This window comes from Aurantimonas sp. Leaf443, assembly GCF_001425575.1.
In the GTDB taxonomy this organism is placed as follows: Bacteria; Pseudomonadota; Alphaproteobacteria; order Rhizobiales; family Rhizobiaceae; genus Leaf443.
Map to the genome: position 1 here is coordinate 139,284 of NZ_LMRD01000006.1, position 16,435 is coordinate 155,718.

Annotated in this window: 17 protein-coding genes; 12 read left to right on the plus strand and 5 right to left on the minus strand. The window is 70.5% G+C overall.

All coding sequences use genetic code 11. The features are described 5' to 3' along the window. Positions 1-10: 10 nt before the first annotated feature. The 3 genes from ASG48_RS05335 to ASG48_RS05345 all read right to left on the minus strand — a co-directional run bounded on the left by ASG48_RS05335 (position 11) and on the right by ASG48_RS05345 (position 2,748). Positions 11-1,192, minus strand: coding sequence for a DUF3095 domain-containing protein (locus tag ASG48_RS05335; protein ID WP_055847861.1), 1,182 nt, complete (start codon positions 1,190-1,192; stop codon positions 11-13). 164 nt (positions 1,193-1,356) lie between these two features. Further along, a complete protein-coding gene (locus tag ASG48_RS05340; RefSeq protein ID WP_055846371.1) occupies positions 1,357-1,917 on the minus strand; it encodes an HNH endonuclease in 561 nt (186 codons plus the stop codon). A gap of 177 nt (positions 1,918-2,094) precedes the next feature. Beyond that, positions 2,095-2,748, minus strand: a complete 654-nt coding sequence (locus tag ASG48_RS05345) for a DNA-3-methyladenine glycosylase (protein ID WP_055846375.1) — start codon at positions 2,746-2,748, stop codon at positions 2,095-2,097. 86 nt (positions 2,749-2,834) lie between these two features. On the opposite strand from ASG48_RS05345, the gene gluQRS reads away from it, so the two are divergent. Beyond that, entirely contained in the window at positions 2,835-3,740 is a 906-nt protein-coding gene (gene gluQRS / locus ASG48_RS05350) for a tRNA glutamyl-Q(34) synthetase GluQRS (protein WP_156381509.1), read from the plus strand. Positions 3,741-3,746: 6 nt separating this feature from the next. Here the strand turns inward: gluQRS and ASG48_RS05355 are convergent, their stop codons facing one another. Beyond that, the gene (locus tag ASG48_RS05355; protein WP_055846379.1) at positions 3,747-4,703 is read right to left on the minus strand and encodes an AEC family transporter; all 957 of its coding nucleotides are present in this window, start codon (positions 4,701-4,703) and stop codon (positions 3,747-3,749) included. Between the two features lie 192 nt (positions 4,704-4,895). Between ASG48_RS05355 and ASG48_RS05360 the strand changes: the two genes are divergently transcribed. The 8 genes from ASG48_RS05360 (at position 4,896) to ASG48_RS05395 (ending at position 12,535) form a co-directional block, all read left to right on the plus strand. After that, positions 4,896-5,792, plus strand: a complete 897-nt coding sequence (locus tag ASG48_RS05360) for a DMT family transporter (protein WP_244486769.1) — start codon at positions 4,896-4,898, stop codon at positions 5,790-5,792. 82 nt (positions 5,793-5,874) lie between these two features. Further along, the gene (locus tag ASG48_RS05365; RefSeq protein WP_055846382.1) at positions 5,875-6,063 is read left to right on the plus strand and encodes a twin transmembrane helix small protein; all 189 of its coding nucleotides are present in this window, start codon (positions 5,875-5,877) and stop codon (positions 6,061-6,063) included. 28 nt (positions 6,064-6,091) lie between these two features. Next, the gene (locus ASG48_RS05370) at positions 6,092-6,664 is read left to right on the plus strand and encodes a cob(I)yrinic acid a,c-diamide adenosyltransferase (protein ID WP_055846385.1); all 573 of its coding nucleotides are present in this window, start codon (positions 6,092-6,094) and stop codon (positions 6,662-6,664) included. 12 nt (positions 6,665-6,676) lie between these two features. Then, positions 6,677-7,405: a rhomboid family intramembrane serine protease gene (locus ASG48_RS05375; protein ID WP_244486770.1), complete on the plus strand. Its 729-nt coding sequence runs from the start codon at positions 6,677-6,679 to the stop codon at positions 7,403-7,405. A gap of 139 nt (positions 7,406-7,544) precedes the next feature. Beyond that, positions 7,545-8,294, plus strand: a complete 750-nt coding sequence (locus ASG48_RS05380; protein WP_055846387.1) for an electron transfer flavoprotein subunit beta/FixA family protein — start codon at positions 7,545-7,547, stop codon at positions 8,292-8,294. Between the two features lie 22 nt (positions 8,295-8,316). After that, positions 8,317-9,246: an FAD-binding protein gene (locus ASG48_RS05385; RefSeq protein WP_055846390.1), complete on the plus strand. Its 930-nt coding sequence runs from the start codon at positions 8,317-8,319 to the stop codon at positions 9,244-9,246. Between the two features lie 96 nt (positions 9,247-9,342). Further along, positions 9,343-10,224, plus strand: coding sequence for a 3-hydroxybutyryl-CoA dehydrogenase (locus tag ASG48_RS05390; RefSeq protein ID WP_055846393.1), 882 nt, complete (start codon positions 9,343-9,345; stop codon positions 10,222-10,224). Positions 10,225-10,450: 226 nt separating this feature from the next. After that, positions 10,451-12,535: a methyl-accepting chemotaxis protein gene (locus ASG48_RS05395; protein WP_055846395.1), complete on the plus strand. Its 2,085-nt coding sequence runs from the start codon at positions 10,451-10,453 to the stop codon at positions 12,533-12,535. Positions 12,536-12,583: 48 nt separating this feature from the next. Here the strand turns inward: ASG48_RS05395 and ASG48_RS05400 are convergent, their stop codons facing one another. Continuing rightward, a complete protein-coding gene (locus tag ASG48_RS05400) occupies positions 12,584-13,252 on the minus strand; it encodes a TlpA disulfide reductase family protein (RefSeq protein ID WP_055846398.1) in 669 nt (222 codons plus the stop codon). A 25-nt stretch (positions 13,253-13,277) separates the two neighbouring features. On the opposite strand from ASG48_RS05400, the gene argH reads away from it, so the two are divergent. The 3 genes from argH (at position 13,278) to lysA (ending at position 16,406) form a co-directional block, all read left to right on the plus strand. Further along, positions 13,278-14,678, plus strand: a complete 1,401-nt coding sequence (argH, locus tag ASG48_RS05405) for an argininosuccinate lyase (RefSeq protein WP_082529319.1) — start codon at positions 13,278-13,280, stop codon at positions 14,676-14,678. Between the two features lie 122 nt (positions 14,679-14,800). Then, on the plus strand, positions 14,801-15,097 hold the full coding sequence (locus ASG48_RS05410; protein WP_055846401.1) for a lipoprotein: 297 nt from the start codon (positions 14,801-14,803) through the stop codon (positions 15,095-15,097). A gap of 31 nt (positions 15,098-15,128) precedes the next feature. Next, positions 15,129-16,406 carry a diaminopimelate decarboxylase gene (lysA, locus tag ASG48_RS05415; protein ID WP_055846404.1) on the plus strand — a complete coding sequence of 426 codons (1,278 nt, stop codon included), beginning with the start codon at positions 15,129-15,131 and terminating at the stop codon, positions 16,404-16,406. The last annotated feature ends 29 nt before the right edge of the window (positions 16,407-16,435 follow it).

A 16,435-nucleotide genomic window follows, 5' to 3' on the forward strand; every position in this document is an offset into this window, starting at 1 on the left:
GGCGTCGGGATCAGCCCGCCGCCTTCGCCTTGACCGCGGCGGCCGCCGCCGAGTAGCCGCCCGTCGCCCCGTCGACGAAATGCACGTGGTCGCTGCGCGAGGCGGAGGGCACGAAGCAGGTCATCAGCGCCGCGTCCTGGCGGTGCGTGCCCTGCAGCGCGATCCCCTCCCGTTCGGCCTCCGCGAGACGGCGCTCGATGGCGTCGGCGGTGGCGGGCGTGCAGTCGAGCGTCATGCGCAGGCCGTCGTCGAACTTGCGGAAGTCGGTATTGGCGACGAGCTGGCGCCGGTAGCGCGCGGGATCGAAGGCGCCGACGCGAAGGCCGCTGACGAAGAGGATGTGGGCGAAGAGCGTGTGCAGCGCGACGCGCAGCCGGGCGAGCGAGAGCGGGCCGCCGGAGCGCGAGCGCCGGGCGCGCGCCTCCAGCGTCAGCGCCTGCCAGGAGGGCGGCCAGGTGAGCCGCGGCCCTTCCGCCGGCACGGGACTGCCGGCCTCGGCGCCGTCTCCGGCGAGGCGCAGCACCTCGCCGATCAGGGCATCGAAGCGCGCCGCCGGCGCGCCGGGCGCCGGCAGGGCGATGACGGAGAGGATCACCCCGCGCTGCGCGGCGATCTCGGCGAAGCGGCAATTGAGGCCCGAGAGATCCGGCGGAAGCACGGTGGCCGGCCTGTCCACGGCATAGTCGCCCGCCTTCATCCGCGCCTCGGCGAAGGCGAGACCCCCGCCCGAGAACATGGCGTAGGCGACGTCCGGCGAGGGCGCGTGGCGGGCGACGCGCACGTCGAATCCGTGGCGCCGGATGGCCGAAACGGGAAGGACCGCGACGCGCATGACCATGCCGAGATCGCGCGACACCCAGGCCGCGACGGAGGCGAGCACCCCGCGCGCCTCGCCCTCGTAGCGGCCGGGCAGGGCGAAGCTCGCGCCGTCCCCGGCAAAGACGAAGGGGAAGTCCTCGCCCTTCAGCGCGTTGGACAGCGCCGCGATGACGGCCGCGGCGGCGGTGTTGACGCTCTTGTAGCGACCGGCTTCGACGGCGCCGGTCGAATCGACGATGTCGGAGACGCCGACGATCCAGTCTGGCGGGAGCGGCGCGTAGGCCGTTTCGTGGCGCAGTTCGGAGAAGTCGGTATGGGCGGGGAGGCTTTCGTAGAAGGCGAGCGAGGCCTCGTCGTCCCGTTCCCTGTCCAAGCCCGTGCCTCCCGTCTCCGCGCGCCCCGCGAGAGGAACGCGCATCGTCCCTCGCAGAGATAGGGCGCAAACCCTCCATCCGGACAGGGCGGAGAGTGACGTTCGCGTCATCGCGGGACCCTCGGGCGCGATGCGGGGACGCGCGTTCGGCTTTCCGGCGGCGCCTATTCGGGATCGAGCTCGGAATCCCAGTAGAGATAGTCGAGCCAGCTGTCGTGCAGGTAGTTCGGCGGGAACAGGCGGCCGTTGTTGTGCAGGTCGTGCACGGTCGGCTGGTAGGGCTTCTGCTGCGGGATCATGCCGGCGGCCTTGGGCATGAGGCCGCCCTTCCTGAGATTGCAGGGCGAGCAGGCGGCCACGACGTTCTCCCAGGTCGTCAGGCCGCCGCGCGAGCGGGGGATGACGTGGTCGAAGGTCAGGTCGTGCGGCGAGCCGCAATACTGGCATTGGAAGCGGTCGCGCAGGAAGACGTTGAAGCGGGTGAAGGCGGGGTGCCGGGCCGGCTTCACGTAGGATTTCAGGCAGACCACGGAGGGCAGGCGCATGGAGAAGGTCGGCGAATGCACCGCCCGGTCGTATTCGGCGAGGATCGTCACCCGGTCCAGGAACACCGCCTTGATCGCGTCCTGCCAGGACCAGAGGGAAAGCGGGTAGTAGCTGAGGGGACGATAGTCTGCGTTCAGGACGAGCGCCGGGGCAAGCTCTTGTGGAACCGCGATCGTCAAGGACGTCTCTCCCTACTCACAGCGATGCTCTACTCGTGCATTGGCACTATCGTGCTCCAACGTGTCGCCTTTGTGAAGTCTGTCCATTTGGCGCGCCGCGGCCGAATGGCGCGGCGGCAAGTGGAGGGGCGGACAGAACTGGCGCGGATCTGCGCACCGGGTGCATGAAACCCGTCGTCAAGCCGCAATCCCGGGGGCGGGAGCTGCATCGCGCCCGCCGGTCGCTGCGTAATAGCGCCAGAACAGCCTTGCCGCGACCGAGCGGTGCGGGGAGAAACCCTCGGCAAGGGCCGCGAGCGCCTTCTCCGTCGGCCGCGATTCGAGCCCGAAGGCGCGCTGCACCGCGATCTGCAGCGCGAGGTCGCCGGCCGGAAAGAGGTCGGGATGGCCGCAGGCGAAGAGGAGGTGGCACTCGGCCGTCCAGCGCCCGATGCCCTTCACCGCAGCGAGTTCGGCGATGGCGGCGGGCGCGGGGAGCGTCTCCAGCCGCGCGAAATCGAGACGGCCCTCGCGAACGGCCTGCGCCAGCGCCCGCAGCGTGCGCATCTTGGGGCGGGAGAGGCCGGCGGCGCGCAGGCGCTCCTCTCCGGCATCGAGGATCGCCGCGGCGTCGTGAAGCGGGACGGAAGCCGAGAGTCGCCCGAAGATCGCCTCCGCGCTGGCCTTGGAGACCTGCTGCGCCATGACGATCGCGATCAGCCCCGGCAGGCCGCCGGCGCTCGCGCGCAGCGGCACCTCGCCCGCGACGGCGGCGACCGCCGCAAGGCGCGGGTCGAGGCGGACCAGGGCCGCAAGACCGGCCTCGATGTCGCGCTGCGTGGCGATGCGCATGGGCGTTCGGGTCTCCTTCGCGCCGTTCGGCGATGGACGGCGTCGCCCGCCGAGACTAGATGCCTCGCCACGACCACGGAAGGGACATCATGCCGCCGGTCTTCCGCTTCGCGCCCTCGCCGAACGGCCCGCTCCATCTCGGCCATGCGCGCAGCGCGCTCCTCAACGCCCGCGCGGCGCGGCGCTCAAGGGGGCGGCTTCTCCTGCGGCACGAGGATATCGACACGATCCGCTGCACGCCGGCGCTGATCGAGGGCGTGGAGCGCGATCTCGCACGGCTGGGCCTCGCCTTCGAGCGTCCGGCGCGGCGCCAGTCGGAGCATTTCCCGGCCTATCGCGCGGCGCTCGGCCGGCTGGTGGACGAGGGCCTCGTCTACCCGTCCTTCCTCTCGCGCGGCGAGATCCGCGCCCATGTGCGCGCGATGGAAGAGGAGCGCGGCACGCTTTGGCGGGCCGACCCGGACGGAACCCCGCTCGCGCCGACCTTCGAGCGCGCCATGCCGGCGGCGCGGCGCGAGATGCTGATCGCGGCGGGGATCGCCCATGTCTGGCGGCTCGACATGGACAAGGCGATCGAGCGCGCCGGGCCGCTGTCCATCCGCAGCGCCGCGACTCCCGAGGGACAGGGCGTCGCCCTGGTGCCCGCCCGTCCGCAGGACTGGGGCGACGTGGTGCTGGCGCGGCGCGAGACGCCGACGAGCTATCACCTCTCGGTCGTCGTCGACGACGCGTCGCAAGGCGTCAGCCACGTCGTGCGCGGAGCGGATCTCGAAGCGGCGACGAGCGTCCACCGCCTCCTGCAGGCGCTGCTCGGCCTGCCCGACCCGGTCTACCACCACCACGCGCTTCTGCTCGGGCCGGACGGGCGCAAGCTCTCCAAGAGCACCGGGGCGGCGGCGCTGTCCCGCCTGTTCGAGTCGGGACTCGACGCGCGGGCCGTGGCGGCGCTCGCCGGCGTCGGGCCGGAGCCTGGCGAGGCGCCGTTCCCCTGAACGCCGTCAGCCGACGAGCGTCAGCCAGACGCTGAGCGTGACCACCGAGGCGAGGGTGGAGACGAGGATGGAGGTCGAGGCGAGGCGCTCGCCGGACTTGAAATGGGCCGCCAGCAGATAGGCGTTGACGCCGGCGGGGCAGGCGGCCGTCATCACCGCGCCCTTCAGCCAGTGCGGGGGCAGGGCGAACTGGCCGACGCCCCAGACGAGCGCGGGCAGGACGACGAGAGACAGGGCCGAGGTGAGGGCGGCGGCGCGAAGATCGCCGCGCAGACCGTAGCGCGTCAGCGACATGCCGAGCGAGAAGAGCGCGACGGGCCCGGCCGTGCTGCCGAGAAGCGTCACCACCTCGCCCGCCGGGCCCGAAATGCCGAGACCCGTGAGGCGCCAGAGAACGCCCGCCACGATGCCGGCGACGATGGCGTTGGTGGAGAGGTTCCGCGCCACGCGCGAGAGCACGGCCTTCATCGAGGGCGAGGCGGCGCCCGTGCCGGCCTCGCGCGCGTCGAGGCTCGCGGCGCGCTCCATCAGGAGCGTCGAGGCGATCATCATCAGCGGCAGATGGACGGAGATGAGGAGGAGAAGCGGCTCCAGCCCCGCCTCGCCATAGGCGCGCTGGAGGAGCGGCACGGCCACGAAGACCGTGTTCTTGAAGGCCGAGGAGATGCCGGCGACGACGCCCTTGCGCCGGTCGGCGGCGAGCAGCCGCCGGGCGATCATCGTGCCTGCGGTCCAGACGAGGGCGACCGAGCCGAAATAGCAGCCCCAGAGCCAGAAGGGGTTGGCGCCGGCGAAGCTCGCGCCCGCGAGCGAGCGGAAGATGAGGACCGGCACCGCCACCACGAAGACGTAGCGGCTCAGCGCGTCGCCCGTCGCCTCCGAGAGGAGCTTGAAGCGGGCGACGAGATAGCCCACCGCCATCAGGCCGAAGATCGGGACGACGACGTCGAGGATTTCCTGCATGCGTCCCCGTCTCCTGCCGCCGCCGCTCGCCCCTGCGATATCGGGGCGGGACGTGCGGCGCAATCGACGCGCGCGGCGCGAGCGGGCGGCTTTGCCGGCGGCAAGGCGGGTGCTATGGCCGCCCTCTCCCTGCGCCGGCCGTCCCCGGCGCCGCTCCGGCCCCGGCGGGCGGACCTTGCGAAGGACCCGTGCGTGCAGCGTTTCCTGCCCTTCTTCCCGGCGACCTTCGTGCTCCTGTGGTCCACCGGCTTCATCGGCGCGCGCTACGCGATGCCCCATGCCGAGCCCTTCACCTTCCTGAGCCTGCGCTACGGGCTGGCGCTGATCCTCCTACTGGGCGCCGTCCTCGCGGCGCGGGCGCCCTGGCCGGACCGGCGCACTGCCCTGCACGCGGCGATCGCCGGGGCGCTCATCCACGGCGCCTATCTCGGCGGCGTGTTCTACGCCGTGCGACACGGCCTCTCGGCGGGCATCGTCGCGCTGATCGTCGGGCTGCAGCCGGTGCTGACGGGCCTTCTGGCGGCCAGCGTCCTCGGCGAGCGGGTGGGGCCGCGGCAGGTGGCGGGGCTCGCGCTCGGGCTGCTCGGCGTGGCGCTGGTGATCCTGCCGAAGATCGGCGACGGCGGACAGATGAGCCTCGCCACGCTCGCGCCGGCCTTCGTCGCGGTCGCCGCCATCACGCTCGGCACGATCTGGCAGAAGCGGTTCGTCACCGGGGTGGATCTGCGCACCGGCACGGCGCTGCAATATCTGGGCGCCCTCGCGCCGACCGCGCTCCTCGCCTACGCCACCGAGACGATGGTCGTCGACTGGACGGGCGAGCTCCTCTTCGCGCTTCTCTGGCTCGTGCTCGTCCTGTCCATCGGCGCGGTGTTCCTGATGCTGGTGCTGATCGAGCGCGGCGCGGTCTCCTCGCTCGCCTCGCTGATGTATCTCGTGCCGGGCGTGACGGCGGTGCTGGCCTATCTCCTCTTCGGCGAGACGCTGACGCTCCTGCAGCTCGCCGGGCTCGCCATCGCCGGAATCGGCGTCGCGGCCGCCACGCGGCGCTCCTCGGCGCGGGCGGCGATGGAGACGCCCGCGCCGTGACCGATCGACGCCGCGCGCATGGACGCGCGCCAAGGGCGCCTATATCGACAGCGCACGCCACCCGACGGAGCCTGCCGACGCCATGTCGAGCTTCCTGACCTATCTCGCCCTCTTCGTGATGATCGCGACCGCGATCGTCCTTCTGCTCGGGCTCTTCAACATGATGCGCGACGGCGACGCCAACCGCTCGCAGCAGCTCATGCGCGCCCGCGTCATGCTGCAGGGCGTGGCCGTCATCATCATCGTCAGCGTCCTGCTCCTGGCGCGCTGAGCGCGCCCGTCTCGAGGAAGAACCCGCCATGGTCCGGCTGAACCGCATCTACACCCGCACCGGCGACGGCGGGCAGACCTCGCTCGGCAATGGCGAGCGGCGCCCGAAATTCGACCCGCGCATCGAGGCGATCGGCACGGTGGACGAACTGAATTCCGTCATCGGCCTCGCCCGGCTCGCCGCAGAGGGCGCGATGGACGAGAGCCTCGCGCGCATCCAGAACGAGCTCTTCGACCTCGGCGCCGATCTCGCCACCCCCGAGACGGGCGAGCCTCTGCCCTACGAGCGCCTCGCCATCCTGCCCTCGCAGGTCGAGCGGCTGGAGGCCGAGATCGACGCGATGAACGAGCGGCTGGAGCCGCTGAAATCCTTCGTGCTGCCGGCGGGCTCGGCGCTCGCCACCCATCTCCATCTCGCGCGCACCGTCGCGCGGCGGGCCGAGCGGCAGATGGTGGAACTGGCCGCCCGCGAGGGCGAGACCGTCTCCACGGCGGCGCTCACCTATGTGAACCGGCTCTCCGACCATCTCTTCGTGGCCGCGCGCATCGCCAACGACGAGGGCCGGGCCGACGTCCTCTGGGTGCCCGGCAAGAGCCGCTAGGACACGCCGGCGGTGGTGTTCCTGCCGCTCCACGACGCCAACGGGCTGAGGCGCATCCGCGCGCCTTTCGCCACGCGCGCGATCCTCGCCGTCAATCTCGGCGTCTTCGCCGTCACCTTCCTGGCGCTGCGCGCGGGCTGGCTGCCCGAGGCCTACGAGATCTCCTACGGCTACATCCCGGCTGTCGCGAGCGGCCTTGCCGACCTGCCGCCGGCCTACCGCATTCTGCCGCAGCCGCTGACGCTCGTGACCTATTCGGTCCTGCATCTCGACCTCTGGCATCTCCTCGGCAATCTCGTCTTCCTGTTCGTCCTCGCCGACAATGTCGAGGACGCGATGGGGCCGTGGCGCTTCGTGCTGTTCTATCTCGGCTGCGCGGCGGCAGGCGCGCTCTTCCACGGCGCGTGCCAGCCCGATTCGCAGGCGACGCTCGTCGGCGCCTCCGGCGCGGTGTCGGGCACCGTCATGGCCTATCTGATGCTGCATCCGCGTGCCAAGATCTGGATCCTCGCCTTCCTGCGCGTGCCCCTGCGGCTCCCGGCCTTCCTCGTTCTGGCCGCTTTCGTGCTCACGCAGCTGGTCTTCTTCGTCGCGGGCGCCGGCGACTATTCCTATGCCGCCCATGTCGGCGGGCTGGCGGCGGGCGCGGTGCTGACGCCGGTCCTACGCCAGCCGGGCGTTCCGCTCTTCGACTGGTCGCCGCGGCCCGCGAACGCGCCGACCGGCGAGGGTGGGGCTTGAAACGCGGCCTGCGAGCCTGTTTGAAGAGCGGCACGACGTGCCGAAACATTCGACGCGCCGGGTCGCCGCCTCCCAGGGAGGGGCGGGCCGGCACGTCCGGAGGGCGGGCCGGAGACCTGCCATGGGAGAAGCGTTTTCGATGAAGGTCCTAGTCGCGGTGAAGCGCGTGGTCGACTACAACGTGAAGATCCGGGTGAAGCCGGACGGTACGGGCGTCGACCTCGCCAACGTGAAGATGAGTATGAATCCGTTCGACGAGATCGCCGTCGAAGAGGCGATCCGCCTGAAGGAGAAGGGCGCCGTGACGGAGATCGTCGCCGTCTCCATCGGGCCGGCGCAGGCGCAGGAGACCATCCGCACCGCGCTCGCCATGGGCGCCGACCGCGGCATCCTCGTGAAGACCGACGCGGTGGTGGAGCCGCTCGCCGTCGCCAAGATCCTGAAGGGCGTCGTCGAGGCCGAGGCGCCCGGCCTCGTGCTCCTCGGCAAGCAGGCCATCGACGACGACTGCAACCAGACCGGCCAGATGCTCGCCGCGCTCCTCGGCTGGGGGCAGGGCACCTTCGCCAACACGGTCGTCATCGAGGGCGAGAGCGCCACGGTGACGCGCGAGGTCGACGGTGGCCTGCAGACCGTGTCGCTCAAGCTGCCGGCCATCGTGACGACCGATCTTCGCCTCAACGAGCCGCGCTACGCCTCGCTGCCCAACATCATGAAGGCCAAGAAGAAGCCGCTCGAGGAGAAGAGCCCGGCCGATTTCGGCGTCGACGTCGCGCCGCGCCTGACGGTTCTCTCGACCGTGGAGCCGAAGAAGCGGGCGGGCGGCGTGAAGGTCGCCTCGGTCGACGAGCTTCTGTCCAAGCTGAAGGAGGAGGCCGGCGTCCTCTGACGCCGCGCCGGAGATCGAACCCATGACCACGCTCCTCATCGCAGATCACGACAACCAGAGCCTCTCGCCCGAGACCGCCAAGGCGCTCACGGCGGCCTTGGCCCTCGGCGCCCCGGTCGACATCCTCGTCGCCGGCGAGAACGCCTCCGCGGCCGCCTCGGCCGCCGCCGCCCTTTCGGGCGTCGCCAAGGTCCTGACCGCCGACGCGCCGCTCTACGGCCATGGCCTCGCCGAACCGCTGGCCGACCTCGTCGTCTCGCTCGCCGGCGGCTACGACGCGCTCGTCGCCCCGTCCACTGCCGCCGCCAAGAACGTCATGCCGCGCGTCGCCGCCCTCCTCGACGTGATGCAGGTGTCGGACGTCGTGGCCGTGGACGGGCCGGACACGTTCCAGCGCCCGATCTATGCCGGCAACGCCATCCAGACCGTGCGCTCGGCCGATGCCAAGAAGGTGCTGACGGTGCGCACCACCGCCTTCGCGGCTGCGGCTGAAGGCGGCTCGGCCCCGGTCGAGCCGGTCGAGGTGAAGGGCGATCCGGGCCTTTCCGCCTTCGTGGAGGACAAGGTCGCGGCCAGCGACCGGCCGGACCTGACCTCGGCGAAGATCATCGTCTCGGGCGGGCGGGCGCTCGGCTCGAAGGAGAAGTTCGAGGAGGTGCTGCTGCCGATCGCCGACAAGCTGGGCGCGGCCATCGGCGCCAGCCGCGCGGCGGTGGATGCCGGCTACGCGCCGAACGACTGGCAGGTGGGCCAGACCGGCAAGGTCGTGGCCCCCGACCTCTACATCGCCTGCGGCATTTCCGGCGCGATCCAGCATCTGGCCGGCATGAAGGATTCCAAGGTGATCGTCGCGATCAACAAGGACGAGGAGGCGCCGATCTTCCAGGTCGCCGATTACGGCCTCGTCGGCGACCTCTTCACGCTCCTGCCCGAACTGAAGGACAAGCTCTGACGGTTCGGCCGGGCGGCCTTCGGGCCGCCCGGCGCATCTTTGACGGGCCGGACGGCATCCGGCTATGCTGCATCGCAGCAAGCGGGAGGAAATGACATGGACGGGTCCATCCGGAAGATCGGGATCGTCGGCGCCGGGCAGATGGGCTCGGGCATCGCGCATGTCTGCGCGCTGTCCGGCTACGACGTCACGCTCTACGACGTCTCGGACGAGCGCACCGCGGCGGGCCTCGACCGGCTCACGTCGACGCTGGACCGCCAGCTCTCCTCCCAGAAGATCACGCCCGCCGAGCGCGACGCGGCGCTGGCGCGCGTTGCGACCTCCAGCCAGCCGCAGGCGCTCGGGCAGGCCGATCTCGTGATCGAGGCGGCCACCGAGGACGAGATCGTCAAGCGCAAGATCTACCGCGAGATCTGCCCGCACCTGAAGCCGTCGGCGATCCTGGCCTCCAACACGTCCTCCATCTCCATCACGCGCCTCGCCGCCTCCACGGACCGCGCCGAGCGCTTCATGGGCATCCACTTCATGAACCCGGTTCCGGTCATGAAGCTCGTGGAGCTCGTGCGCGGCATCGCCACCGAGGATGCGACCTTCGCCGCCGCCCGTGCCTTCGTCGAGACGCTCGACAAGACCATCACGACCTCGGAGGACTTCCCCGCCTTCATCGTCAATCGCATCCTGCTGCCGATGATCAACGAGGCGATCTACACGCTCTACGAAGGCGTCGGCTCGGTCGAGTCGATCGACACGGCCATGCGGCTCGGCGCCAACCACCCGATGGGCCCGCTCCAGCTCGCCGACTTCATCGGCCTCGATACCTGCCTCTCCATCATGCAGGTGCTGCATGACGGGCTGGCCGATTCGAAATATCGCCCGTGCCCGCTCCTGGTGAAATATGTCGAGGCCGGCTGGCTCGGCCGCAAGGTCGGGCGCGGCTTCTACGATTATCGCGGCGAAACGCCGGTTCCCACGCGCTGACGCGTTTCGGGCAAGGCGCCGGCGCCTTGCCGCCCGGCGGTGCGCCTCTTTCATCGACCGTGCCTCTTCGGCCGAGCGCGAAGTCGAGGCGCGAGTTCCGGCGCCGGCGGGTCTCAGGCGTTTGAGAATAGCGTCAGATTAACGAGAGCATTCGGTGCGGTTTAACGGCCGCATAAGCTGTCCGTGCCACGGTCCGGCATCGTCACTCTCGGAACGGACATCTGACGTGCGCCTGACCATCAAGCTTAAGCTTGCCGCCGCCTTCACGGGTCTTCTCGTCCTGATGGGAGGCACGGGCTACTATGGCTATTCCGGGTTGCGGTCCTCCAACGAGAACATGCAGGCCTTCATAACGCAGCCCTATGCGCAGACGAAGCGGATGGAGGATGCCGCCCGCGGCATGCAGAATATCGGGCGCAGCGTGAACCGCATGCTGGCCTCCATCGACGACGCCGAGATCGCCAGCGTGCGCGCGGAGATCGAGCGGAGCATCCGCGCGCAGCTCGAGACGATGGGCACCTACCGGGCCGGCCTGGCGCCCGGCAGCACCGAGGCCCTGGCCGAGACCGACGCCATCGTCGCCGCCATCGGCAGCTGGCAGGCGGCGGCCGGAAAGGCGATGGACCTACTGCAGCGGAACTCCACGACCCGTGCCAACGAGAGCCTCGCCCGCGAGGCGATGCCGCTCTTCGAGGAGATGTCGGAGGACTTCGTGAAGATGCGCGCGGATGTCGAGAACATGCGGGGCGCCGAGGGCTTGCGCGATGCCGTCTCGCTCCTGCGCGCCAATCTGCCGACGACGATGTTCCGCCTGACGGCCGTCATCGCCGAAGCCGAGCCGACCCGCCTCGACGAAGCGAAGGCGGCCTTCGACAAGACCCTCGTCGATTTCGACAGGGCGATGACGGCCTATATCGCCTCGGCTCCGGGCACGCCGATGGCCGCCGCCGTCGCCGAACAGGCCGAGGACTGGAGGATGCTGAAGCCCATCGTCGAGAAGATCGCGGTGCTGGCCGAGACGAACACGTCGCTGACGGCCAACAAGGACTATGCGGCGACGGGACGTCCCGTCCTTCTGCAGATCATCGAGCGGATGGACCGGCTGATCGCCATGGAAGGCGCCTCGGCGGAAGCCCTGGCGAGCGCCACGCAGCACGAATACGTGACGACCCGTTCCGTGATGATCGGCCTCGTGGCGTTCGCGCTCGTGCTGGGCGCGGCGGCCGCCTTCGCCCTCTCGCGCTCCATTTCGCGGGGCCTCGCCCTCGTCACGGACCATGCTCGGCGCATCGGCGCGGGCGATATCGCCGCTTCGGCGGCGGTGAAGCGCGACGACGAGATCGGCGATCTCCTCTCGACCATGGACCAGATGCGCCAGAAGCTGAACGCGGTCGTCTCGACGATCCTGACCTCCTCCTCGCAGGTCGCGTCGGGTTCCACCCAGTCGGCCGCGACCGCCGAACAGCTCTCGTCCGGTTCCACCGAGCAGGCCGCCGCCTCCGAGCAGGCCTCCGCCGCGGTGGAGGAGATGGCGGCCAATGTGCGCCAGAACGCCGACAATGCCGGCGCGACCGAGAAGATGGCCACGCAGGCCTCGGGCAGCGCCGAGAAGACGGGCGCAGCCGTCGCGGCCTCGGTGGAGGCCATGCGCACCATCGCCCAGAAGATCTCGGTCATCCAGGAGATCGCCCGCCAGACCGACCTTCTCGCCCTGAACGCGGCCATCGAGGCCGCACGCGCCGGCAGCCACGGCAAGGGCTTCGCGGTGGTCGCCTCCGAAGTGCGAAAGCTTGCCGAGCGCAGCCAGCACGCCGCCCAGGAGATCGGCACGCTGTCGTCGGAGACGCTCGTCACCTCCGAGCAGGCGGGCGAGATGCTCGAGGCGCTCGTGCCCAATATCCAGCGCACCGCCGAGCTCGTCTCGGAAATCTCGGCCGCCTGCCGCGAGCAGTCGATCGGCATCGAGCAGATCAACCAGGCGATCCAGCAGCTCGATCAGGTGACGCAATCGAATGCGGGCGCTGCCAACGAGATGGCGGCGACGGCCGGGCAGCTCTCCTCGGAGGCCTCGCTCCTCGCCGAGAGCGCCGGCTTCTTCAAGCTCGACGCGTCCGCCCGCGGTGCGGCGCCGGCGGCTTCGGCGCCCACCGTCCCGGTCGGCGTGCGCGCGCTCCAGGCGAAGGCGCAGACCTTCGCGCCGAGCCGCCCGGCGCCGCGCCGTCCCGCGCCCGCGCCGGTCAAGGCCGCCTCGGACGACGGTTTCGATCTCGACCTCGGCGAGAGCGCCGGGTTCGAGCGCCTCAGCGCCTGAGGACAGGCGGCCGGCAACGACGGCGCGCGGCGGAACGGCCGCGCCCGCTCAGACGGCCGGCGCCGTGCGCACGGCCTCGATGAGGCGCACCGCGTCCTCGCTCGCCCATTCCGCCGGCCCGTTGATCGCCGCCCGCGCGCAGCCGTCCGGGCCGACGACGAGCGAGACGGGAAGGCCGAGCGCCACGCCCTGGCGCTTCAGGTCGTTGAAGACGCCCATCGTCTCGTCGCGGTAGAAGGGCAGGGCGGTCAGGCCCGTCTCGGCGTAGAAGGCCTTCGGCTTCTCGTCGCTGCCCAGTTCCACGTTGATCGGCACGACGGCGAAGTCCTCGCCCCCTTCGGCGGTCTCCAGGGCCTCCAGCGCCGGCATTTCCTGGCGGCAGGGCACGCACCAGGTGGCCCAGAGATTGACGAGGAGGGTGGAGCCCTTGAACGCTCCGAGCGTCGTGGCGCGGCCGTTCTCGTCCTTGAAGGCGATGGTCGAGGCGTCGAACGGGCGCTCCAGGACCTGCACGGCCGCCACCTCGCCGCGCGCGCGCTCGTTCAGCGCCGCGCTCAGCGTCGCCGAGAGCGGGCAGGCGCTCGCCGTTTCGTTGCCAGAGCGCGTTTCGATCACGTATAGGACGGCTCCGCCCGCCACGATCCCGGCGACGAGGGCGGCGATGCCGACGAGGCCGAGCCTTAAGGCGGAGCTTCTTTCCTTCGCCGTCCCGCTCATGTTCCGCGAACCTTTCCGAGTTTCCATGACCACCAAGTCCAGCAACGAGATGTGGGGCGGCCGCTTCGCCTCGGGCCCCGCGGCGATCATGGAGGAGATCAACGCGTCGATCGATTTCGACAAGCGCCTGTATGGCGAAGACATCGACGGATCGAAAGCCCATGCCGCCATGCTCGTCGAGCGCGGCATCATTGCGGCGGAGGACGGCGCGCGGATCGCGGAAGGGCTGGAGACGATCCGGACCGAGATCTTGGAAGGGCGCTTCGCCTTCTCGCGCCGGCACGAGGACATCCACATGAACGTGGAGGCGCGTCTCGCCGAGCTGATCGGCCCGGCGGCCGGGCGCCTGCACACGGCACGCTCGCGCAACGACCAGGTGGCCGTGGACTTCCGCCTGCATGTCAAGGCCGCCTTCGGCCAGGTGGAGGCGGGGCTTCTCGCCTTCATCGCGGCCCTTCTCGACAAGGCCGAGGCCCATGCCGAGACGGTGATGCCCGGCTTCACCCATCTGCAGGTGGCCCAGCCCGTCACCTTCGGCCACCATTGCCTCGCCTATGTGGAGATGGCCGCGCGCGACCTGTCGCGCTGCCGCGACGCGCGCACCCGCATGGACGAGTGCCCGCTGGGCGCGGCCGCGCTCGCCGGCACGGGCTTTCCCATCGACCGGCACAGGACGGCCGCCGATCTCGGCTTCCGCGAGCCGACGCGCAACTCGCTCGATTCGGTCTCGGACCGCGACTACGCGATCGAGTTCCTCGCCATGGCCTCGATCGCGGCCATGCACCTGTCGCGGCTGGCCGAGGAGATCGTCATCTGGTCGACGCCGCAATTCGGCTTCGTGAAGCTCTCCGACGCCTTCTCCACCGGCTCCTCCATCATGCCGCAGAAGAAGAACCCGGACGCCGCCGAACTGGTGCGCGCCAAGCCCGGCCGCATCAACGGCGCGCTGGTCTCGCTGCTGACGGTGATGAAGGGCCTGCCGCTGACCTATTCGAAGGACATGCAGGAGGACAAGGAACAGGTCTTCGACGCGATCGACAGCCTGGCCCTGGCTCTGGCCGCCTCCACCGGCATGGTGCGCGACATGGAGATGCAGGTGGAGGCCATGGCGCGCGCCGCCGGCCACGGCTTCTCCACCGCGACGGATCTGGCCGACTGGCTGGTGCGCGAGGCGGGGCTCCCCTTCCGCGAGGCCCATCACGTCACCGGCCGCGCGGTGGCGCTGGCCGAGGAGTACCAGGTCGGCCTCGAGGCGCTGCCGCTCGACGTCCTCAAGAGCATCGACGCGCGGATCGACGAGCGGGTCTATGCCGTCCTCTCGGTCGAGGCCTCCGTGCGCAGCCGCCGCTCCTTCGGCGGCACGGCGCCCGACAACGTGCGCTCGCAGATCGCCTACTGGCGCGCGCGCCTTGCCGAAGACGCCTGACGACGGCTCTCAAACCTCTCGCGGACGGGTGATTTTACCGCCGCGACAGGCTATCAGATCGAACAGGATGTCCCTTCAGGGGACGGGCCGGCTCGTCCGGCGCGGGTGAAGGCCGGCGGTGCATGATCACGGATCTCAGACTTTCCATCGGACGGCTCGTCCTCGGCTTCGGCGCGCTCAGCCTGCTGGCCGCCTGCGGCGTGAAGGGCGACCCGATCCCGCCGGGCGCCGACAAGCCCTCGAGCGTCGTCTCCTCCACCGCCGCCGCGCGCGGCAGCGGCCTTGGCCGCGACAGCGTCTCGGCCGTGCGCGGCAGCCGCATCGCCGGCAACTCCAGCACCACGATCACCAATGCCGAGGTGACGCGCAATCTTGGCGCCTCGCGCAAGAGCTTCCTGCTCGATCCGCTCCTGAACTGACGTCACCTTTCCCCCGCCGGACCCGACGCAAATGAACCATTTCCAGTACCGGGACGGCATCCTGCACGCCGAGGACGTCGATCTGCGCAGCATCGCGGCGGCGGTCGGCACGCCCTTCTACTGCTATTCGACCGCCACGCTGACGCGCCACTACCGCGTCTTCGCGCAGGCCTTCGCCGATATCGACGCGCTCGTCTGCTACGCGATGAAGGCCAATTCCAACCAGGCCGTGCTGGCGACGCTGGCGCGCCTCGGCTCGGGGGTCGACGTCGTCTCCGGCGGCGAGCTGCGGCGGGGTCTTGCCGCCGGCGTCGCCCCGCAGAAGATCATGTTCTCCGGCGTCGGCAAGACGGCGGACGAGATGGATCTGGCGCTCGAGGCGGGCATCTTCTGCTTCAACGTCGAATCCGAGCCCGAGCTCGAGCTTCTCTCGGCCCGCGCCGTCGCCCTCGGCCGCACCGCGCATGTCTCCTTCCGCATCAACCCGGATGTCGACGCGCGCACCCACGCCAAGATCTCCACCGGCAAGAAGAGCGACAAGTTCGGCATTCCCTACGGCCGCGCCATGGCGGTCTACGGGCGCGCCCGCGACCTGCCGGGGCTGACGGTCTCCGGCATCGACATGCATATCGGCAGCCAGATCACCGAGCTGCAGCCCTTCGACGAGGCCTTCGCGCGCCTCGCCTCGCTGGTGGCGGACCTTCGCGCGGCGGGCCACGCCATCTCCCATGTCGATCTCGGCGGCGGGCTCGGCGTGCCCTACAGGCTCGACAACGAGCCGCCCCCGGGGCCGGACGCCTATGCCGAGACCGTGAAGCGGCACGTGCGCGACCTCGGCTGCAAGGTCGTCTTCGAGCCGGGACGCCTCATCGCCGCCAATGCGGGCATCCTGGTCGGCTCGGTGCTCTACGTGAAGGAGACGGAGGGCAAGACCTTCCTGATCGCCGACACCGCCATGAACGATCTCGTGCGGCCGACGCTCTACGAGGCCTGGCACGACATCCGCCCCGTCGCCGAGCCGGCGCCGGGCGCCGCGCAAATCGTCGCGGACGTCGTCGGCCCGGTCTGCGAGAGCGGCGACTTCATGGCCAAGGACCGGTCGCTGCCCGCCATGGCAGCGGGCGATCTCTTCGCCATCGCCTCCGCCGGCGCCTACGGGGCCGTGCAGGCGGGAACCTACAACACGCGGGCCCTGGTGCCCGAAGTGATGGTGAACGGCGAGGACTTCGCCGTGGTGCGCCCGCGCGTCGACACCGCCGACCTCATCGCCCTCGACCGCCTGCCGTTCTGGCTCGACGCCGCCGCCTGAGGCGCCGGGTCCCGTCCCGGCCCTGTCAC